This window comes from Sphingomonas sp. UYP23 (genome assembly GCF_054059235.1).
The window spans coordinates 3,807,532-3,829,238 of sequence record NZ_JBSSBX010000001.1 but is presented as its reverse complement, the minus strand read 5'-3'; the positions used below and the strand labels follow the sequence as shown (position 1 = coordinate 3,829,238).

At 67.3% G+C, this 21,707-nt stretch carries 14 protein-coding genes; 8 read left to right on the top strand and 6 right to left on the bottom strand.

All coding sequences use genetic code 11. The features are described 5' to 3' along the window. Positions 1-6: 6 nt before the first annotated feature. A complete protein-coding gene (locus tag ACVWYO_RS18865) occupies positions 7-1,116 on the bottom strand; it encodes an aldo/keto reductase (RefSeq protein WP_457353418.1) in 1,110 nt (369 codons plus the stop codon). Positions 1,117-1,213: 97 nt separating this feature from the next. Between ACVWYO_RS18865 and ACVWYO_RS18860 the strand changes: the two genes are divergently transcribed. After that, positions 1,214-2,131, top strand: coding sequence for a LysR substrate-binding domain-containing protein (locus ACVWYO_RS18860; protein WP_457353416.1), 918 nt, complete (start codon positions 1,214-1,216; stop codon positions 2,129-2,131). A gap of 29 nt (positions 2,132-2,160) precedes the next feature. On the opposite strand, the gene ACVWYO_RS18855 is transcribed toward ACVWYO_RS18860, so the two are convergent. After that, a complete protein-coding gene (locus ACVWYO_RS18855; protein ID WP_457353414.1) occupies positions 2,161-2,559 on the bottom strand; it encodes a hypothetical protein in 399 nt (132 codons plus the stop codon). A 10-nt stretch (positions 2,560-2,569) separates the two neighbouring features. Next, complete coding sequence (locus ACVWYO_RS18850) at positions 2,570-2,806, bottom strand: hypothetical protein (RefSeq protein ID WP_457353412.1); 237 nt, start codon at positions 2,804-2,806, stop codon at positions 2,570-2,572. A 25-nt stretch (positions 2,807-2,831) separates the two neighbouring features. Here ACVWYO_RS18850 and ACVWYO_RS18845 point away from each other — a divergent pair, with 25 nt between their 5' ends. Then, positions 2,832-3,218 carry a hypothetical protein gene (locus tag ACVWYO_RS18845; protein WP_457353410.1) on the top strand — a complete coding sequence of 129 codons (387 nt, stop codon included), beginning with the start codon at positions 2,832-2,834 and terminating at the stop codon, positions 3,216-3,218. A gap of 25 nt (positions 3,219-3,243) precedes the next feature. Next, positions 3,244-3,570, top strand: a complete 327-nt coding sequence (locus ACVWYO_RS18840) for a DUF6916 family protein (RefSeq protein WP_457353408.1) — start codon at positions 3,244-3,246, stop codon at positions 3,568-3,570. On the opposite strand, the gene ACVWYO_RS18835 is transcribed toward ACVWYO_RS18840, so the two are convergent. After that, positions 3,567-4,217, bottom strand: coding sequence for a phage tail protein (locus ACVWYO_RS18835; protein ID WP_457353406.1), 651 nt, complete (start codon positions 4,215-4,217; stop codon positions 3,567-3,569). The genes ACVWYO_RS18840 and ACVWYO_RS18835 overlap by 4 nt on opposite strands. Positions 4,218-4,962: 745 nt before the next feature. On the opposite strand from ACVWYO_RS18835, the gene ACVWYO_RS18830 reads away from it, so the two are divergent. The 4 genes from ACVWYO_RS18830 (at position 4,963) to ACVWYO_RS18815 (ending at position 19,799) form a co-directional block, all read left to right on the top strand. Then, entirely contained in the window at positions 4,963-7,602 is a 2,640-nt protein-coding gene (locus ACVWYO_RS18830) for a beta strand repeat-containing protein (RefSeq protein WP_457353404.1), read from the top strand. A gap of 3 nt (positions 7,603-7,605) precedes the next feature. Beyond that, entirely contained in the window at positions 7,606-12,183 is a 4,578-nt protein-coding gene (locus ACVWYO_RS18825; protein WP_457353402.1) for an autotransporter domain-containing protein, read from the top strand. Between the two features lie 555 nt (positions 12,184-12,738). Further along, a complete protein-coding gene (locus ACVWYO_RS18820) occupies positions 12,739-12,921 on the top strand; it encodes a hypothetical protein (protein ID WP_457353400.1) in 183 nt (60 codons plus the stop codon). Positions 12,922-13,013: 92 nt separating this feature from the next. After that, on the top strand, positions 13,014-19,799 hold the full coding sequence (locus ACVWYO_RS18815; protein ID WP_457353398.1) for an autotransporter outer membrane beta-barrel domain-containing protein: 6,786 nt from the start codon (positions 13,014-13,016) through the stop codon (positions 19,797-19,799). Between the two features lie 115 nt (positions 19,800-19,914). Here the strand turns inward: ACVWYO_RS18815 and ACVWYO_RS18810 are convergent, their stop codons facing one another. Further along, complete coding sequence (locus ACVWYO_RS18810; RefSeq protein ID WP_457353396.1) at positions 19,915-20,202, bottom strand: hypothetical protein; 288 nt, start codon at positions 20,200-20,202, stop codon at positions 19,915-19,917. A gap of 143 nt (positions 20,203-20,345) precedes the next feature. Here ACVWYO_RS18810 and rpsU point away from each other — a divergent pair, with 143 nt between their 5' ends. After that, a complete protein-coding gene (gene rpsU / locus ACVWYO_RS18805; protein ID WP_140850385.1) occupies positions 20,346-20,546 on the top strand; it encodes a 30S ribosomal protein S21 in 201 nt (66 codons plus the stop codon). 486 nt (positions 20,547-21,032) lie between these two features. Here rpsU and ACVWYO_RS18800 read toward each other — a convergent pair whose 3' ends face one another. Then, a complete protein-coding gene (locus ACVWYO_RS18800; protein ID WP_457353393.1) occupies positions 21,033-21,704 on the bottom strand; it encodes a hypothetical protein in 672 nt (223 codons plus the stop codon). Positions 21,705-21,707: the final 3 nt, after the last annotated feature.

Genomic DNA, 21,707 nt, shown 5'->3' with positions numbered 1-21,707 from the left:
CCCCCCTCAGACGATCGTTGGCGCCCAGGGTTCGATGTCCCGGCCCCCGAAGATCAGTGCGCGGGGCAAGGTAAAAATGAAATACGGGTTGAGCATCGGCGGAGCGCCAACCGCATCGAGGCGCGCCTGTTGATCCGCGGTGAACACAATGTCGAGCGCCGCGACGTTTTCCAGCAACTGCTCCGGCCGGGTCGCGCCGACCAGGACCGACGCGACACCGCCCCGCGCGACGACCGACGCCAGCGCGACCTGCGCCATGGGTCGGCCGATCTCGGACGCGACGGACCGCAACACGTCCACCCCATCGAAATTCGGCTCGGTGAACAGCATTCCGCCAAAGGGATTGTCGCCGTTCAGCCGGCCGTCGCTGCCGCTCGCCGTCGGCTCGCCGGCGCGGTTGGGCAGGCTACCGGCCGGTCCGGCATCGGCGATCTTCTCGCGGCCATATTTGCCGGTCAGCATGCCGGCCGCCAAAGGGCTCCAGGCGACCAGCCCCAGCCCGAGCGCCTGTCCGGCAGGCAGCACATCGAGTTCGACCCCGCGATCGATCAGCGAGTAGGAATATTGCAGGCCGATGGGCTCGGGCAAGCCGTGCACGCGGGCCAGCGTCGCGATCTGCGCGGCGTACCATGCCGGCGCATTGGAGAAGCCGTAATACAGGATATCGCCGCGCCGTACCGCATCGCTCAGCGCGCGCAGCACTTCCTCCGCTGGGGTCGTGCGGTCCCAGACATGCGTCCAATACAGATCGATGAAGTCCGTGCCGAGCCGGCGCAGCGATCCCTCGATTCCGTCGCGGATGTTGCGCGCGGAATTGCCACCGGCGAGCGGCGTGCCCTCGGTTCGCGGAAAACCCGATTTGGTGGCGATCACCACTCGATCGCGGTTTCCCCGCTCCGCGATGAAGCGCCCGAGCATTTCCTCACTCCGCCCGCCCGAATAGACGTCCGCGGTATCGGCGAAATTGCCGCCAGCCTCGACATAGCCATCGAAGATCGATCGTGAGGTCGCTTCATCGGTACCCCAGCGCCCGGCGCCGAAGGTCATTGTGCCGAGCGCGAGCGGGCTGACCGCCAGGCCGGAGCGGCCGAGCGTGCGATAGGTCGTGAGCGTCATTGCTGTATCTCCGTGGAAAGTCTCATCCGAAGATACGCCTTGCTGCGCGCGGCATAAGCCATCATTCCCGGCAAGGCCTTGTGAAGGAAATGCAGCAATGAAGCGCGGCGACCTCGATGACCTCGCGGCCTTTGCGGCGGTCGCGCGTGCGCGCAGCTTCACCCGCGCCGCGGCAGAGCTCGGCCTTTCGCCCTCGGCGCTCAGCCATGCGATGCGCAGCCTGGAGGCACGGCTGGGGGTGCGGCTGCTGGCACGGACCACCCGCAGTGTCGCCCCGACCGCGGCGGGAGAACGCCTGTTGCGCTCGCTCGACCCGGCGCTCGCCGAGCTCGCGCGGGGTCTCTCGGCGCTCGCCGACTGGCACGGCGTGCCCTCGGGTGCAATCCGGCTGACCACCTTCGGCTACGCTGCGCGCACGGTGCTGGCGCCGGTTTTGCCGCGGTTCCTGCGCGAGCACCCCGACATCTCGGTCGAGGTCATCGTCGAAGACCGGCTGGTAGACCTTGTGGCAGGCGGCTTCGACGCTGGTATCCGGCTTGGCGAGACGGTCGATCGCGACATGGTGGCGGTGCCGGTCGGCCCCACGCTGCGCACGCTGGTGGTCGGCACTCCCGATTATTTCGCGACCCGCCCCCGCCCCGCAGCGCCCGCCGATCTGGAAGGCCATAACTGCATCAACTATCGGCTTCTCGGCGGCGGGGGGCTGCTGCCGTGGGAGTTCGAACACGCGGGCCGCGACATCCGGTTCCGCCCGGGCGGGCAGCTTATCGTGAACGACGAGCTGCTGGCGGCCGCCGCAGTCCGTGCCGGTGCTGGCCTAGGCTATATGCTCGAACACGATGTCGCCACGGAGATTGCCGACGGCCGACTGATCCAGGTGCTCGACGCCTGGTGCCCGCGCTTTCCGGGTTGCTATCTCTATTACCCGAGCCGGCAGGTCACGCCTGCCCTGCGCGTGCTGATCGACCGCCTCCGCTGGACGCCCGTCGCATTCGACGATCCCACCGGCGCGTAGCCCCGGAAGGCGCCGTTCGCCCTGGCGTTTCACCTGCCCGGCTTGAGCCGCGCCTTCCTGGCGGTTGGCGCCCCTTGCCGCCCGGTCGCCATTGCGCCGACCTCGAACGTCTGGTGACAGCGGCCGCCACATGGCCGGGCGGCACGCACCCCGATCGGTCCTATCCCTTCCTGCGCGATGCCTTGGCCAGCACGCCTCGCCTCGATCTCGAGCGAGACGCCGCGAAAGGTCCGGATCACGATGATGCCCGAGCTGCGGGCGCCGTTCTGGAAGGCGAGCGGCGCGGCGCTCGTCGGGATGTGGCGGCTCCACCCCGCCGTTCGCCCCGTTCGGAGGATATCCGGACCGAGGAGCGGCGAGCCAGCCAGGCCGCTTCCCGTCGCCCCCCCCCCGAAGCCCCGATTGCCCAACTTCGAACGCTTTGCCATCGCGAACCGGCTACGTGTCGAGCCGCCGTCCATCCCCCCCGTGCGCCGCCAGCCAGATCATCCGCTGATGGAAATCGAGCGGCGGATCAGCGTCGCGAAAGCCCAGCCGCAGGTACAACGTCCGCGCCCGGACATTGTCGTGCGCCACGTGCAGGTCGAATCCTTGCGCGCTGGCCGCCATCGCGCAGACCTTCGTCCAGTTGAGCAGCGCGCCGCCAAAGCCGCGCTTGCCCGGCAGGAATCCCATAATCCATCGCGCGCCACACGCTGCCGTGACGATCGAGATAATAACGGCCGATGGGTATCGCCGCGTCGGGACCAGACGCATCCTCGGATGCATCCACGCGGCGTTCCACGATCCAGTAATCGGCGCGCGGGTGTTCGCGCATCAGGTGGCCGTGCTGCAATGCGAACTGGTCCCGGATCACCGCCTCGCGTTCGGCCTGGCTCCACGGCGCGAGCGCAAAGTCCGGTGCCCGCAACGCCCGGTACAGCGCCTGCAGAAACGGAAGATCGGCGCGGCGCGCGGCGCGCAGGCCCACCCCGGCCGCGACCAGTGCAGGCGGCAAGGCCGGCGGTGCCCGGCGCGACGCGGGAAAGGGCGGCAGCGGCGCGGCGACGGCTTTCGAGATGGTTGCGTCCTTTGCATCATGCGGTAGCATGCCCGAGTATCAAGACCTAAGGATGACGATGCGCACCGCGCATGGGGAGCATAAGATCATGTATCTGCCGACGCCCGAGGATTTCACGCCCTGGCTGGGCCGATCCGTACGACTAGCGACAGTGCCGGCGCCAGTGGAGATCACTCTGCTGAGGATCGATCGCAAGCCGCATCTTCTCAACGATTTTCGCGAGCCCTTCATCCTCATCTTCGAATCGCCCGAGTCGGTGCTTCTGCTTGATGAGACCTATGCGATGGATTGCGGCAGGAACGGCCCGCACGACATCTACATCAGCCAGCTACAGCCGAAGCCTGGCCATCCTCGGCTGTATCAGGCGGTGTTCGGCTAGGGACGCGTTGGAAAGATGCCCTGCGTCGCGATGATCGTATAGACGCCGACATAGGGATTGAGGACATTGGTTGGCACAGTGCCACCCGCCGACCCCACGGTCACCGAGCCCTGCGGCGTGAACGGCCCGCCCGCAACGCTCAGTCCGCCGAGATTGACCGGCGTGCCGGCCGCGCTGGCAGGCGCATAGAGCGTGATCGTGCTGCCATTGCCGCTGGTATCGTAGGTCGTTCCCAGCCGGTCGCCCGTCATGGGTGACTCGGTCTGCTGCGTCGAGCCGGCCAGCGGAACCTGGACCGCTTGCAACGACCCGCTCGCCGTCGTCGTGCCCTGCTGGCCGACGAAGGTTGCGGGATGCGTGTGTGCGGGCATGTTCGCGGGCAGGATCGTCACAGTGGCGTTGCCGGCCTTTTCCCCCCAGGCGATCGGTTGGAAGCCGGGTCCGGTGCCGACGCCCAGCATCACCCGGCCGCGTGTATCAGGGAGCCCGAACGTCTGCTGGCCGTCGCCGCCAAACGTTACCCCGAGCAATGTATACAGCGCCGCATTCTGCGAAATCGCCATCAATGACCCTTGCGCGAGGGCCCAGCCAATCGGCGCGAAGTTGAAGCCGACCTGCATGATCTGGCCCATGAATGGATCTGCCATCGTGATGTCCCCTGCGTGCGACGGGTAGCGGAGATCGGTGCCGCCGGACTCGCCACCTACGCCCGACGCGTAAATCTCGCATCTCTTCCACGACCTGACAAGACGCCTTCGAAGGTGTCATCCTGGCTTTTTAGCTAAAGCCTTCAGAGTTTGATGTCGGTTTCATAAATTGACTGCCATATACCTATATAACCAATGCGATTATCTCGAAAGTTATATTTCGATTCTAAGTCCGTCGGGACCAAACTCTCATATAGTATATTATTGATCTCGTTTTGAATAATTTTACTTTCATTCATGGGATATTATTGATTACTCCCCAGGGTAGTAAACGAAAAATCGCTATCAGACGCCGAAGGGAAGGCGTAGGACCGATTTATCAAAATCTCATGGCGATTTTTCCGCGTCATCGTCTATGATTGAAAGAGCAGTTGAGTAATGCGTACGCGTCGAGCGTCATTAGACTGTCGGTATAAGCGACAGCGCATGATCTCAGGCGGGAAGTCGGTTTGGTACGGGCGCGCATCACGTCGCGGTTCGGGAGGGGGACGATCGACGGACTGTCCGTCGGCGTCGAACGGGAGGGGCTCGTGGCATGATGATCGCGGCGCGCGTGCGGGAGCGTTGGTCAGCGTCGACGATGTTTGCCCGCGCGCTGCGTGGTCGGCCGCATGTGCGGACCAGCGCGACGGAGATCGGAGCGGGCGTGGTTGGCGGGACGCACCGCGGGCCTCGCCGTGGACGGATGTCGGCAACCACGTTCGCCATCGCCGCCATCGCTGCCGCGGCCGGATTCGGCGCAACGCCAGCGAGCGCGTCGAACGGTTGCACGGCGGTCAACAACGGCACGCTCAGCCATACCGCGACCGTGTCGGATTCGACGTTCCAGGTCGTCACGCGCGCCGTCAGTGCAGGATTGACGACGCAGCAGTTCACCGCGGGCGACGTCATCAATTACAGCTACACGATTTCGAATCCCAATGGCGGCGTCCATGCCTATTACCGGCCGACCAACGCCGCGGGCGGCAATGCGGCCTCCTTCGCCTTCGTCGGCACCAGTACGAACGTCTCGTCCGCCGGCGATGTCACGACGAGCGGATCGGGATCCGTCACGCTCCCGGCCAATATCACCGATATCTTTCTGTACGATACGCAGCAGAATGCGGGCACGACGGCGACGATCAGCTGGACGGTGTCATGTACCCCGTTCAGCGCGGGGCCGACGGTAACGTCGCTCAACCCGACCGGCGGCCCGGTCGGCGGCGGTACGTCGGTGACGCTCAGCGGCACCGGCTTCACCGGCATCACCGCGGTCACGTTCGGCGCGGTCGCCGCCACCGGTTTCACCGTCAACAGCACCACGTCGATCACCGCGACAGCCCCGGCGGCGACGGCGGCGGGTGTCGTCAACGTCACCGCGACGGGCACCGGGGGCACCAGCCTCACAGCGGCCGGCAACCAGTTCACCTATGCCGCGCCGACCGTGACCGGCGTCAGTCCGGCGGCGCTGGTCGCAGCGGCGCCGGGGTCGATCACGATCTCCGGCACGAATTTCGTGCCCGGCAGTACCAGCGTCAGCGTCGGCGGCACGCCCGCGACGGCGGTCAGCTGTGGGTCCGCGACGAGTTGTACCGCCACCGCCCCCGCCCGCAGCGCGGGCGTGTACGACGTGGTGGTGACGACGGGCAGCGTCGCCTCCGCCACCTCGGCGGCCGATCAGCTCGTCTATGTTTCGGCGCCAACGGTGGCGGCGGCGTTCAGCCCCGGCTCGATCACGACCGCGCAGAATGCGACGCTGACGGTCACGCTGACCAACGGCAACGCCGGCACCGCGCTGAGCGGCGTGGCGCTCGCCGCATCGACGCTGCCCGCGGGACTGACGCTTTCGGGCAGCGGAACGACCTGCTCGGGAACGCTGAGCGCGACAAGCACGGCGTTCGCGCTGTCGGGCGCAAGCCTCGCCGCGGGCGGAACCTGCACCGTGACGGCGACGGTCACCCCGTCCGGCGGCGCCGCGAGCTACCCGCTGACGACCGGCGCGATCTCCGCCACCGGTCCGACAGCCCTGAGCGGCACCACCGCAAGCGCCACGCTGACCGTCACCCCAACCCCGCTCCAGACGACCCAGGCCGTCGCGAGCGTGGCGGGCACGGTGGGCACCGCGCTGACCGCGGTCACGCCCGTCACCGCCAGCGGCGGCACCACGCCCTACGGCTTTGCGCTGTCGGGTGGGACGCTGCCGACCGGGCTGTCCTTCAACACGACCACGGGCGAACTGACCGGCACGCCGGGCACCGCGCTGGCCGCGACGACCTTCACCGTCACCGCCAGCGACGCCGCCACTCCGACCGCACAGACATCGGCAAAGACATTCCAGCTGACCATCGCGCAAGCGAGCCAGACGATCAGCTTTGCCGCGCTCGCGAACGCATCGCTCTCGGCCTCGCCGCTGACGCTGGCGGCGACCGCATCGTCGGGTCTGGCGGTCGCATTCACCTCGGCCACGACCGGCGTCTGCACGGTCGCCGGCAGCAGCGTCACGCTGCTCACCACCGGCACCTGCACGATCAACGCCGATCAACCGGGTAACGCCGACGTGGCCGCCGCCGCGCAGGTCCAGCGCAGCTTCACCGTCACCCCGGCGAGCCTGTCGGTGACTCCCGGTGCCGTGTCGGGCGCGAGCGTCGGCGGCAGTTACAGCCAGGCCAACCCCGCCTCGGGCGGCACCGCACCGTACAGCTATACGCTGGCGAGCGGCGCTCTCCCGGCGGGAACGACGCTTGGCGCGAGCACCGGCACCGTCACCGGCGTGCCGACCAGCGCCGGTGCGTTCAGCTATGCGATCCAGGCGAGCGACAGCCAGGGTGTGCCCGCAACCGCGACCGGCGCGACGGTCTCGGGCAGCATCGCGCAAGGCACCCAGACGATCAGCTTCAGCCCCCTCTCCAACGCATCGCTGTCGGCCTCGCCGCTGACGCTGGCCGCGACCGCATCGTCGGGCCTGGCGGTCGCGTTCAGCTCGGCAACGACCGGCGTCTGCACGGTCGCCGGCAGCAGCGTCACGCTGCTCACCACGGGCACCTGCACGATCAACGCCGACCAGCCCGGCAACGCCGACGTGGCCGCCGCGCCGCAGGTCCAGCGCAGCTTCACGGCAACTCCGGCGAGCCTGTCGGTGACTCCCGGTGCCGTGTCGGGCGCGAGCGTCGGCGGCAGTTACAGCCAGGCCAACCACGCCTCGGGCGGCACCGCACCGTACAGCTATACGCTGGCGAGCGGCGCTCTCCCGGCGGGAACGACGCTTGGCGCGAGCACGGGCAGCGTCACAGGCGTGCCGACCAGCGCCGGCGCGTTCAGCTATACGATCCAGGCGAGCGACAGCTAGGGTGTGCCCGCAACCGCGACCGGCGCAACGGTCTCGGGCAGCATCGCGCAAGGCACTCAGACGATCAGCTTCAGCTCCCTCTCCAACGTCTCGCTGTCGGCATCGCCGCTGACGCTGGCGGCGACCGCATCGTCGGGTCTGGCGGTCGCATTCACGTCGGTGACCACCGCGGTCTGCACAGTTGCCGGCAGCAGCGTCACGCTGCTCGCCACGGGCAGCTGCACGGTTAACGCCGATCAACCGGGTAACGCCGACGTGGCCGCCGCCGCGCAGGTCCAGCGCAGCTTCACCGTCACCCCGGCGAGCCTGTCGGTGACTCCCGGTGCCGTGTCGGGCGCGAGCGTCGGCGGCAGTTACAGCCAGGCCAACCCCGCCAGCGGCGGAACCGCACCGTACAGCTATACGTTGGCGAGCGGCGCTCTCCCGGCCGGCACGACGCTCGGCGCGAGCACGGGCACCGTCACCGGCGTGCCGACCAGCGCAGGCGCGTTCAGCTATGCGATCCAGGCGAGCGACAGCCAGGGTGTGCCCGCAACCGCGACCGGCGCGACGGTCTCGGGCAGCATCGCCCAAGGCACTCAAACGATCAGCCTCAGCCCCCTCTCCAACGCATCGCTGTCGGCCTCGCCGCTGACGCTGGCGGCGACCGCATCGTCGGGGCTCGCGGTCGTATTCAGCTCGGCAACGACCGGCGTCTGCACGGTCGCCGGCAGTAGCGTCACGCTGCTTACCCCGGGCACCTGCACGATCAACGCCGACCAGCCGGGTAACGCCGACGTGGCCGCAGCGCCGCAGGTCCAGCGCAGCTTCACCGTCACCCCGGCGAGCCTGTCGGTGACCCCCGGTGCCGTGTCGGGCGCAAGCGTCGGCGGGAGCTACAGCCAGGCCAATCCCGCGGCCGGCGGCACCGCACCGTACAGCTATACGCTGGCGAGCGGCGCTCTCCCGGCGGGAGCAACGCTTGGCGCGAGCACGGGCACCGTCACCGGCGTGCCGACCAGCGCCGGCGCGTTCAGCTATGCGATCCAAGTGAGCGACAGCCAGGGTGTGCCAGCGACCGCGACCGGCGCGACGGTCTCGGGCAGCATCGCCCAAGGCACCCAGACGATCAGCTTTAGCCCCCTCTCCAACGCGTCGCTGTCGGCCTCGCCGCCGACGCTGGCGGCGACCGCGTCTTCTGGGCTGGCGGTCGCGTTTAGCTCGGCGACATCGGCGGTCTGCACCGTTGCCGGCATTAGCGTCACGCTGCTCACCACGGGCACCTGCACGATCAACGCCGACCAGCCGGGTAACGCCGACGTGGCCGCCGCGCCGCAGGTCCAGCGCAGCTTCACCGTCACCCCGGCGAGCCTGTCGGTGACTCCCGGTGCCGTGTCGGGCGCGAGCGTCGGCGGCAGTTACAGCCAGGCCAACCCCGCCTCGGGCGGCACCGCACCGTACAGCTACGCGCTCGCCGCAGGCTCGCTACCCACGGGCACGACGCTTGGCGCGAGCACGGGCAGCGTCACAGGCGTGCCGACCAGCGCCGGCGCGTTCAGCTATACGATCCAGGCGAGTGACAGCCAGGGCGTACCCGCAACCGCCACCGGCGCAACGGTCTCGGGCAGCATCGCGCGAGGCACACAGACGATCAGCTTCAGCCCCCTCTCCAACGCCTCGCTCTCGGCCTCGCCGCTGACGCTGGCGGCAACCGCATCTTCGGGGCTGGCGGTCGCGTTCACCTCGGCGACATCGGCGGTCTGCACCGTTGCCGGCAGCAGCGTCACGCTTCTCACCACCGGCACCTGCACGATCAACGCCGATCAACCGGGTAACGCCGACGTGGCCGCCGCCGCGCAGGTCCAGCGCAGCTTCACCGTCACCCCGGCGAGCCTGTCGGTGACCCCGGGCGGCGTATCGGGCGCAAGCGTCGGCGGCAGTTACAGCCAGGCCAACCCCGCAAGCGGCGGCACCGCACCGTACAGCTATACGCTGGCGAGCGGCGCTCTCCCGGCGGGAACGACACTCGGCGCGAGCACGGGCACCGTCACCGGCGTGCCGACCAGCGCTGGCGCGTTCAGCTATGTGATCCAGGCGAGCGACAGCCAGGGTGTGCCGGCAACCGCGACCGGCGCGACGGTCTCGGGCAGCATCGCGCAGGGCACCCAGACGATCAGCTTCAGCCCGCTCTCGAACACCTCGCTGTCGGCCTCGCCGCTGACGCTGGCGGCGACCGCGTCTTCTGGGCTGGCGGTCGCATTCAGCTCGGCAACGACCAGCGTCTGCACGGTCGCCGGCAGCAGCGTCACGCTGCTCGCCACCGGCGCCTGCACGATCAACGCCGATCAGCCGGGTAACGCCGACGTGGCCGCAGCCCCGCAAGTTCAGCGCAGCTTCACGGTCAGCGCCAGTGCGCCCATTGTCGCCGATCGAAGCGGGGTGACGATTGGGTACGACAGCACCGGGACACCAATCGATCTCGCGACATCGGTGTCGGGCGCTTTCACGAGCCTAGCGATTGCCAGCGCGCCATCGCATGGCACGGCGACACTCTCCGGCACCGTCATTACCTATGCGCCGACGGTCGGCTATTTCGGGCCCGACAGCTTTACCGTGACCGCAACGGGCCCGGGTGGCACCTCGCCAGCCGCCACGGTGCAATTGACGATAGCAACTCCTGCGCCGCCGATCACGACGCCCTTGGCGCAGTCGGTGCCGGTGACGAAGACGGTCGACGCACAAGGCGCCGCGATCAACCTGTCGAATCTGGTGGCCGGCGTGTTCTCGACGATCGAGATCTCGCAAGCCCCGCAAAACGGCACGATTGTGCTGACCGCCAGCTCAGCCGCGTCGTCAGGGCTATCCGTAGTCGCGGCAGCGTCTCTTCAATTCGTCGCGACGCCGATCATCGCGGTCTATACGCCGCGCCTGGGTTATGTCGGTACCGATACGTTCCAGTTCGTCGCGGTGGGCCCCGGCGGGCGCTCGGCGCCGGCGACCGTGTCCCTGACCGTCATTGGCACCCGCCCAACCGCGCGCCCGAAAAAAGCCGCTGTCGGCGACGGTCAAACGGAGCTTGTCGACTTGACCAGCGATGCCACGGAAGGCCCCTTCACCGGCGCAGCGCTCGTATCGGTCTCACCAGCCGAGTCCGCCACGACCGCGGTAATCGAGGCGGGGCCTGTCGGCACCCGAACCTATCAACTTAGCGTGACGGCAAAGCCCCGCTTTGGCGGCACGATCGCGATTGGGTACACGCTGACCAACGCCTCCGGCACCTCGGAACCTGCGATCGTAACGGTAACGGTAACCGCCCGCCCGGATCCGTCGGCCGACCCGACCGTCCGCGCGATCAGCGACGCGCAGTCCGAAACGACACGTCGCTTTGCACAGGCGCAGATCGGCAATTTTATGCGCCGCACCGAACAATTGCACAGGCCATCGTCCGGGCGCAGCGATCCGCTTGGCTTCAGGTTCAATTCCCGCGAAGGTCGGCGCAGGACGTTCGACAACCGCTTCGACGCGGGCGAGCTTGATGTGCTTGATCGGTTCAGCGGCGGAAATGCGAGCAGAAGCGATGAAGGGGACGGCTTTTCTGCCTTCGGAGACCAAGGTGGCGAGAACTGGGGTAACGGGAACTGGGGCAACGGCAGTATCGCCGGGGGCGGCCGCGCCGGGCTGAGGAACGGGGCACAGGGCATCGGTCCCGACAGCGTCCGTTCGAATGCCGCGCCTGCCTTTGGTGCGGTCGCTGAAGGATCGGACGGCCGTCCCGTCGGTGGACTCGCTTTGTGGACCGGCGGCGCACTCGACATTGGTACGCGCGACGCAACGACACGACGGAGCAAGATCACCGCGACGACGGCGGGGCTCAGCGGCGGTGTCGATATGCGGATCGGCGACGCCGTGACGTTGGGTGTCGGCGGAGGCTATGGCACCGATCTGAGCGAGATCAACGGCACGGCCGGACGTGTCCGCGCAGATACCAGAGCAATCGCCGCCTATGGCAGCGCACTGCCTATGCAGGGCGTCTTCGTCGATGGTGTCTTCGGGTATGGCGCACTGAATTTCTCGACTCGCCGCGTGGTCGGCAACGGGTTTGCGACTGGCGAGCGCGACGGATCCATGTGGTTCGGCGCCCTATCCGCCGGGGTCGATCGCGACTCGGGCGCGCTGCTGTGGTCGGTCTATGGCAATCTCCAATGGCTCGATGCCACACTTGCCAGATATGTCGAAGCCGGTGCCGGTCGGCTCAATCTCCGCTTTGACGAACGTCAGGTCAGTTCGCTGTCGAGCGTCCTGGGCGGGCGGATCGGCATCGTCCAGAAACTGTCGTTCGGATCGGTGGCGCCGCAAATCAGGGGCGAGTGGCAGCACGAATTCAATGGCAGTTCGGTTCAGCAGCTCGACTATGCCGATATTCTCGACCCCTCGCAGTATGGGATTTCGACCATCGGGTGGCGGCGCGATGTCTTCACGCTGTCGCTTGGCAGTCGGTGGGCGTTGCCAAGCGATTGGGGGTTCGATCTCGAGCTCGGGCTCCGCGGGGCGGCGGGTGAGACTTCGGGACGGTTGCGCGGACAAATCACGAAGAAATTCTAGCGCTGTGCACGGTGCGGAAGGCACAGCTGCCTCGGATCGGCGGGCAAAAAGGCCATTCCCGCCCAGGATGTTGAATCGGTTTCAGCGTCGTGGCGGTCCGCCCACGGTATTATATCACCACCGATCCTCCGCGATGAGCACCAGCGTCAGACCGACGCGCGGCCTGACGCCGGGGAACAACGATAAGTTTCCATTTCCGAGCAATATGCGATCAGCGTCGACCTCCAGATTTGGATGGTGCTGCCGCGATCGGTACAGCCACGCCAATGCCGACACTCGGCGGCCGTCAGGTGCCGTTGCCGCCGCCCCGCCAAGCGTTGCGCTGCGCTCAAGCGGAGCACGTGTTGCGCGAAGTGCGGGATACGCTCAAATCAGCCAGGTCGAACGGTCGAGGCGCCGACCATCGCGGAGGCGGGCGCGTTCGACCATCTGGCTCCGGTCGGTGGCTCGCCGCGCCGCCTTGGGCCGAGACCGCAATGTGGAGGCCGCGCCCGGATCGCGGTCCGTCTGTCCAGCGATGGCGCTTGCGCCGACACCAGCGGAATCACGTTACGAGTGATCCTCGGACGCTATCAAGGCCTGAAAGCCGTTTTAAATGCCAGAACAGCGGCGGCACTGGTGGATCGCGTTGCTGCCGCAGATGAGCTTGCCGACAGGATCGCGATACCGGCCGTAGGAATCAACCGCCGTACCCAGATCAAGCTGACGCCTTCGCGCGATCAGCAACCCCCAAAATAATCATGGATTAAGTAATCGTATGGACAAACGCGACGCTCCGCCGATATCGTCGACGTGACGTCCGGGGCAGGATGTCGCAAAAAGGGGTTCCAGTGCAAACCGTTACACAACGATCGGCGCGACTGCGTCCTTGGACGCTCGCGCTCGGCGGAAGCGTTGCTGCGATCGCGGCGGCAACCGCGACCCCCGCCGCGGCGCAATGCACCCCTGATCCGACCGTCGTAAACGGGACGACCACCTGTACCGGAACCGACACCAACGGTATCACCGTCTCGACCGCACAGACGCGACTCATTGTCGCCAACCAGGCAACGGTGCTGGCAGGAAGCGCTCCCGCCGCGATCCTGAGCACGGCGACCAGTTCCTCGATCAGCGTGCTCGGACGCGTCGATGGCGCGAGCAAGCCGGGGATCCTGATCACCCCCGGCCCCGCCACGACCGGCCCGTGCGATCCCTATGCTGGCGCGACGGTGAGCTATTGCGCGCCCGGCTCGACGCAGACCTCCTTCCCGTCTGCAGCCGTCGACGTTTCGGTCGCCAAGGGCGGCGTCGTCACCGGATCGCAGGCGCTGCTGGCGCAACTCCCCGCCGGGAATACCAGCAGCTTTGTAACCGTCTCGCTCAGCAATGCAGGAACCTTGACCGGCACGGCAGGACCGGCGGTCGTCGCCAATCTCGGCGACACCGGTCGCCTCACCGTGTCGAACGCGGTCGGCGGATCGATCGGCGGGCTTTCGGGCGCGATTTCGCTGGTGAGCAACACCGGTACGATCGACGGCGGGGCGAACGCCGCCATCGCCGCGTCCGGCGCGCAAGGATACGGAAACACCTCCAATACCGGCCTGATCGTGTCGCGCAGCACCGCCGCGACGCTGAGCACTGCGTCGTCCACGAGCTATCTGTCGGTGACCAATTCCGGAACCATCCGCAACGACGGCACGGGTGCCGCCCTCCAGTCGGGGGGCGCGCTTTCGCTGACCAATGCCACCGGCGGAACGATCGGCAGCAACGGCACCGCGATCACGGCGGCAGGCGCGATCACGCTCACCAACGCCGGCACGATCAACGGCTCGGTGGTGTCGACCGCCGCCGCGGGTTCGAGCAGCACGATCGACACGCGCTCTGGAACGATCAACGGGAACGTCGCGCTGGGTGCAGGCGACGACACATTACGCGTGCAATATGACGTCGCAACCGGGCGGGTCGGATCGATCTCCGGAACGATCGACGGCGGCGCCGGCTTCGACACCTTGGCCTACAGCGTGGCCGGCAACACGACGCTTTCGGCAGTTGCGTTGCCCCGCAATTTCGAACGGCTTGGTCTGGACCTGAGCAATAATGCCGCCGTCACGCTTGCCCCGGGTTTTGCGACCAGCGGCGGCCTCGCGCTGAGCGGGACGGGAAGCGTGATCAACACCGCGACGCTCACCACCACCGGCCCGGCGATCACGGCAAACAGCACCTATGGGCTGACGTTCCTCAATCAGGGCGCGATCACGGCGACGCTCGCCAACACCAGCACGTTCGCTGTCGCAACGCCCGCAATCGTCACCAATACGGGATCGATTACCGCGCTCGGGGGCTCGGGGGTACAGGCCTACAGCAAGGTGACCAACAGCGGGACGATCACCGCCGCCGGGACCGGGGCTAGCACCTTTTCCGGGTCGCTGGTGAATAGCGGCACGATCCGCTCGACAGGCGCCGTCGCCGCCACGATCAACGATCAGTCCAATGCCTCGCAATCCACGAATAGCGGCAGCATCATCGGGGCGACGACCGGGGTCACCATCTCGAATGGGACGCTGGTCAATTCCGGCGCGATCACCGGCGGCACGAGCAGTGTCACGCTCGGCTATTCCGGGATCCTGTCGAACGCAGTCGGTGGAATTTTGAACGGCGCGGTCGCCAATGCGGGACAAGGCGCACGGGTCCTCAATGCCGGCACGATCAACGGGGCGGTCAATTTCGTGCCGGGCACGCAATACGATTCGTCCAACGACCTCTTTATCGACAATGGCGGCACCGTTAACGGCGCGATCCGTCTCGGCGCCGGAGACGATCAGCTCGTCGTCAACCTGAATACGGCGTCGGGGCGGCCGCTTGCCGGTGCGACCGGCGGGGTCGATGCGGGCGCGGGATATGACACGCTGCGCTACCGCGTCAACGCGAACGCCTCCGCCGCCCTGGCGCTGCCAATCGGTTTCGAAGCGCTCGCCTTCGAACTCGACAACAAGGCCGCGCTGACGCTCACCGCGCAGGCCCCGCTTACCTCCGCGATCGGCTTGACCGGCAACGGGACGGTCACGTTGAACGGGGCGATCAGCACGAGCAACCGGACCCTGATCGATGCAACGATCGCCACGACCGATCTGCTGAGCGGCTTCGGCGGCGGCTCAACCCAGGCGCTGTCGATCACCAACTTGGGAACATTGTCGCTCGCGGCGGGCTCGTCGTACAACTCCTCGATCATCGCCGCGGTCGATGCCGGCACTGCCAGCTTCACCAACGCCGGGACGATCGCTGTCACCAACGCCGCGGGCTCCTATTATCCTGCCTACGGCATATTCCATGGCGGCAGCGTCACCAATAGCGGCACGATCTCGATGGTCGGCGGCACCGCGATCTACATCGCCTACGCCGTCGTCAATACCGGCACGATCAGCGACACCGCCGGATCGGGCGGAAGCGGTGTCCTATCCGTCAGAACGCTCGACAACCGGGGCACGATTCGCGTCGATCAGACCGCCGTTTCCGGCGTCTTCGGGAGAAGCACGATCGTCAACAGCGGAACGATCCAGAGCCGACTTTCGACCGGGGTTCTGCTCGACTATAGTACGTTGCTCATCAACGAGGCGACCGGGACGATCAGCGGCGCGACTCAAGCGGTCTCCATGAATGACGCCACTGTGATCAACCGCGGGACGATCATCGGTGACGTGAGTGCCGCTGCCTCTAGCTACGGCAGCGCGCTGTTCATCGCCGATGGCGGCACGGTCAGTGGCAACGTGCTCTTCGGTATAGGCTATGGCTCTGACTTTTTCCTCCAGATCGGCGCGAGCAACGGCGTAGCCGGCACCGTCGACGGCGGGGTGGGTAGCACCGACACGTACGGCTATTCGCTAGACCGCAGCGGCAGTATCTCGCTCGATCCCAATGCGCGGATCATCAACTTCGAGAACCGGTTCGTCCAGACTGTCGGCGCCGACACCGTCGCAACGCTCACCGGCTCGACGCCGTTCACTGGGCTAGTCCAGGTCAAGGGCGACGGCACCGTCGTCAACCGGGCCACGCTTTCGGGCGGGGTCCAGGCGCTGAGCTATTCCCCGTTTTCGTTCATCCCGGAGAGCGCGAACCGGTTGAGCACGTTCGACAATGAAGGGAAGATCACGGGCGGCTTCACAGGGCCGGTCAATAGCTTCATCAACGCGGGCAGCGTCACCGGCACCGCCGGTGGCTATGCCGTTGCGAGCTTTGGCAACACCGGCGCGGTGACGCTCGAAAATCGCGGCACGATCTCCGGCGGCGTCGCGCTCGACACCTCGAGCGGAAGCGGTAGCATCACGGTCAACAACAGCGGAACCTTGTCGGACACGGATACGTCGTTCTCGACTGGACTGCAGCTGCAACTTGGCACTGGCAGTGCCACGGTCACCAACAGCGGGACCATCTCGGCAACGACGACCGGCACCGGCAATGCCGCGGCCATCGCCTTGCTGCTGTCCGGTGCCGGCGCGCCGAATGCGGCGGCAAGCGTCGTCAACACGGGCACGATCTCCGCGACCGGCACGTCGCGCGCCGCGATCAGCGCGCAGGACGTCGCGCTTACGCTCGTCAATACTGGGATCATCGACGGGGGCATCGCGCTGTCGGACCGCGCCGACAGTATCACGAACCGCGGCACGATCACCGGTTCGGTTATGCTCGGCGGGGGCGACGATACCTTCATCCACCGCGCAACCGCGACCCTGAACGGCGTCGTCGATGGCGGCGCCGGCACCGATTCGTTCGTGCTCGACGCAACGGGCAACGGCAGCATCGCGGGCAGTCAGCTCGTCAACTTCGAGCGCTTCACCCAGACCGGAGCCGGCACCGTCGGCTATTCGGGCAGCTTCGGCGTCGATACGATTGGGCTGCAGGGCGGCACGCTGCTGGTCGGGACCGGCCAGACGCTCGCCACGACCGGCACGACCACCATCACAGGTGGCGACACCGCGGTGACGATCGGCAATGCCGGGACGATCGCGGGTGGCGTAGCGCTCGGTAGCGGCAACGACATCGTCGTCAACACCGGTCGCATCGCCGGCGCGGTGCGCCTGGGCGCAGGCGACGACAGCTATACCGAGGGCGTCGGCAGCGTCGCGGTGGGCGGCGTCGACGGCGGCGCGGGCACCGACCTCTACCGCGTCGCGCTGGCGGGTGATCGCAGCGGCATCGGCGCGCGCACCAACTTCGAGCAACTCGTGGTCGATGGCAGCGGCACGCTGGCGCTCACGCTCGACCAGAGTTTCCAGTTGATCGCGTTGAACGGTCCAAGTCTGTCGCTGGCGCTCGGCGGCTTCACCGTCGGCCGTATCGACGGCAGCGCGGCGAGCGAGAAGGTGAGCGTGGACGGCGACGTCGCACTCGTCGCGCTCGGCGGGGGTGACGATACGCTGGCGCTCGGCACCACGACCGCGGCCGGTCGCTACGATGGCGGCACCGGCACCGATACGTTGCGCTTCACCGCGACGACCCCGGTCACCCTGTCGGGCGTCGCGACCGGTTTCGAGACGATCGCGCTCGCCGGGCCGGCGTTTACGGTGACCGGCATTCTCGGCAGCGCGGGGGCACCGCTCGCCTTCGGCGATGGCGACCAGTCGCTGACGGTCGCGCGCGGCGGCACGCTGGCGGGCGTCATCGATCTGGGCGCGGGCAATGACAGCTTCCGGCTGGCCGCGGGCGGCACGCTGATCGGCACCGTCGCCGGTGGCGCGGGTATCGACAGCGCCACGCTCGAGCTGGCAGCCGACGCGACGCTCGCGCCGACGACGCTGACCGGCTTCGAGCGCCTCGCGCTGCAGGGCGGCAAAACGCTGACCCTCGCCGGCGGGGCGTTCGCGTTCGACGACGTGGCAAGCGACGGCAACCTCACGGTCGGCCCCGACGCGACGCTCGCCACGCCGCGGCTTGCCTTCGGCGCAGGCGACAACCGGCTCGCCAGCGCGGGCAATTTCTCGGGTTCGGTCGATGGCGGCACGGGCAATGACAGCATCGACGTGTCGGGCGGCACCGCCGCGTTCGGCACCATCGCCAATGTCGAGACGCTGCGCGTGAGCGGCGGTCTCGCGACGATCTCGGGAACCGCAAACCTCAACTCCATCGGTCTGAGCGGCGGACGGCTGATCGGCCTGGCCGGCTCGTCGATCGTCGCGCCGACGATCACCGTCGGCAGCGCGGCGACCTTCGGCTCCGCCGGGACCGTCACCGGGAACATCGTGGTCGCCGGCACGCTCAGCCCGGGCGCCTCGCCGGGCACGATGATGGTCAACGGCAACGTCGCGCTCGCCGCGGGCTCACTCTCGCTGTTCGAAATCACGCCGGCGGTCTCCGACAAGCTGGTCGTCAACGGTACGATCACGATCGCCAATGGCGCGACGCTGCAACTCGTCACCACCCAGGCGATCGCGCCGGGCAAGTCGCTCGACCTGCTCGTCGCGAGCGGCGGGATCACCGGCAGCTACAGCACCATCCTCAAGCCGGCATCGCTGTTCGGCTTCCTCGTCCAGCAGAGCGACCGCATCAGTCTGCTCGGCCAATTCCTCATCGATCAGGGCTTCACCCCCCAGGTCCAAGGCAGCATTGCCTATCTCAACACCGTCCTGGTCAATGGCCAGGCCAGCACCGCGCTGCTCGCTGCAGTCCCGCAGCTGGTCACCGCGTCGGGCAGTTCGAATGTCGCCGCGTTCGCGCGGATCACGCCCGAAGCCTATGCGTCTGCGCAGCAGATCGGGGTAGAGAACGGGCTCACGCTGGCGGACGCAGGCCGCAGCGACTCGTTCGCGAGCCATCGCGAAACGCCGGGCGCCTTCACCTTCGGAAGCGCCGTGTCGGGCATCCGGACGCTCGGCGCCGATACCGCGCGCGGCATCGCGACGGCGCAGACCGCCGGGTACGGCTTCCTCGGCGGGCTCGGCTGGGGCAGCGCGGACTGGTCGATCGGGGCCTTTGGTGGCTATCTCGACAGCCGCCAGCATCTCGACACGCTCGATGCCCGCACCACCGCCAATGGCCTTGTCGCCGGCGTCCACGCGCGCTGGTCGGGCGGAGGGTTCGGGGTGAAGGCGACAGTTGCCTATGATGGCGGCGATGCCGTGACGAACCGCGCGGTGCCGGGCGGCTCGGCCGCAGGACGCTACGACTTGCACGGCTGGACCGGCGATCTGAGCCTCGATTATGCCATCCCGCTCGGTAGCAGCTGGATGGTCCGCCCCACGCTCGGCGGAACGCTGATCCGGTCGACGCGCGGTCGCGTGATCGAGACGGGCGCGAGCCCCTTCGCGCTCGACGTGGCGCGGCGACGCCAAGATGCGGCGTTCGTCGACGGCGCGGTGACGTTCAGCCGGGTGACGACGACCACAGCGCGCGTGAAGCCCTATTTGACGGTCGGCTTGCGCTATCAAGTCGACGGTCGTGCGCCGACCGCACGCGCGAGCCTGACCGGCAGCGGCTCCGGGCTGCTCGCAGACGGGGCGCTGCGGGCACCCGTCGTCGCGACGGCCATGCTTGGTGGTGAGCTTCTGCTGTCGAAATCGACCACGCTGTTCGGCGGTGTCAGCGCCGAGAGCGGTGATGCCGATCAACGCGCGGCGGCTCGCGTCGGCGTGAAGGTCGCTTTCTGATTGGCTGGCTTACGAAAAGGCTGGGCAGCGCTCCACCGAACGCGGGCGGTATAGAAAGCATGATCAACGGGGCGACGAACCGCCCCCTGATCCGCTGCCTATCCGCGAGCTATAGCTAACGTACCAATCGCCGCAAACCGCTTGTCAGTTTCGCGCCGAGCGTTGGACGGGCACGCACGGTCGTTCGGCGCGCCTGACGATCCAGTCGTTCCAGCTCGACGACGACCAATCGCAGATACCGACGCTCGGCCAGGGAATCGGCGGCGCGGAGTTCGCTTCGGACGGTCGCGATCGCGCCGATCCCTTCACGTAGGAAGAGCGTCGCGCCCTCCTCTACCGCGAGCTGACGCAGGAGCCGGTCCTGCTCTGCCGCCGAGCTGATCTGCGCATCGAGACTGAACATCCGGCTTCCCTAGCGGGTGACGCTCCTGGCTGCCACCACAAGCGTGCGCGCTGATTATCGCAGATGGCGGCTTGGCGTAATCCATTCATCGCAGTATGGCGCAGGTTTGTACCAGACGACCGACACCCGAAAGCGCTCCCCTTATGCAGATCATCGTCCGCGACAACAATGTCGACCAGGCCCTCCGTGCGCTGAAAAAGAAGCTGCAGCGCGAAGGCGTCTATCGCGAGATGAAGCTGCGTCGCCACTACGAAAAGCCGTCGGAAAAGCGGGCGCGGGAGCGTGCAGCCGCCATCAGCCGCGCCAAGAAGGCCGATCGCAAGCGTGCGGAGCGCGATAACTGATCGCCTGAGGTCACCCGAACTGCGCGATGGGCGCAGGGCTTTCGCTTCGACCGGCACGGGTCCGCGGCGATACGCGCCGGATGCGATCGAGCGCGGCGGGCCACGACTCCCGGCGCCCGCCGAGGCTGCGCTGACGACGCCCTGCGGCCGCCGCACACGCAACGCGGTCAGGACCGGTTCAACACGGGAAGGCGGCGCCGCCCCGGCTGCCGGTTCCGACGCGTGTTCGCGCCAGACGGCGTCGGGCGCCGCGATCGCGTCTCTGCGTCCGACCATCATGCCCGCGCTGGGTCGTCCTACGCCGCATAGGCTCCGGCGCTCGCCTACACCTTCTGGAATGCGCTTGTCTCGATGGTGAAGGCCAATCCGCTCACGATCGCGCCCTCGCCTTTTTAAAGCGGACAGACCGGATGATCGACGAGACCAATTGACGCCGTCGGTGTGTTCAACTGGACGGTCGTCAATGCCGGTCGTCGATGCGGTCTCTCAAAACGGTTTGACCAAACCGAGATAGGCGGTGACGAGCAACAGCAGATAGACCGTCCATACCCACCATCGCGTACGGTTCATCGTGCGCAGCAACGGCGCTTCCGTGGCGTCGCTGGAACCCTCGGCCACCAGTCGAACGAGCAGGGAGCCGACGGGTTTGAATGCCACGTCGATCATGATCGCCGCCGCAAAGATGAGCCCGAACATCAGCGCCTTCATCGCGAGCCAGGGCGCGGCGAGCGGCGCGGCATGCAGCAACGACACGCCACCGAGCACAAGGTAGAAACCGGCCAGCGCGATCTTCAAAGAGAATTCGATCCTGCGGTCGCGCTTGGCGCGCGGTGTCTGATCGTGGAGGTGCGCATCCCACACCAGCCAAATCCATATCGCCCCGATGACCCACGCGCCGACCAGCAGCCCGTCGGGCATCAGCCAGAATCCCCCGAGCCGTACGACCGACAGCGAAATCGGCACCATCAGCGCCCAGGCGGTGCGCGGGACCATATCGACCTCGACCAGCAGCTTCAGCAGCGCGAGCCGCTGGTCCAGCGTGTAGACCGTGCGCTTGCGGAAATGCTGCCCCAACACGAACACGCCGACATCGGCGCCGAGCCACAACACGAACAGCAGCAGGTGGACGAACAGCAAGGTGGGATACGCGAGAGACATGAT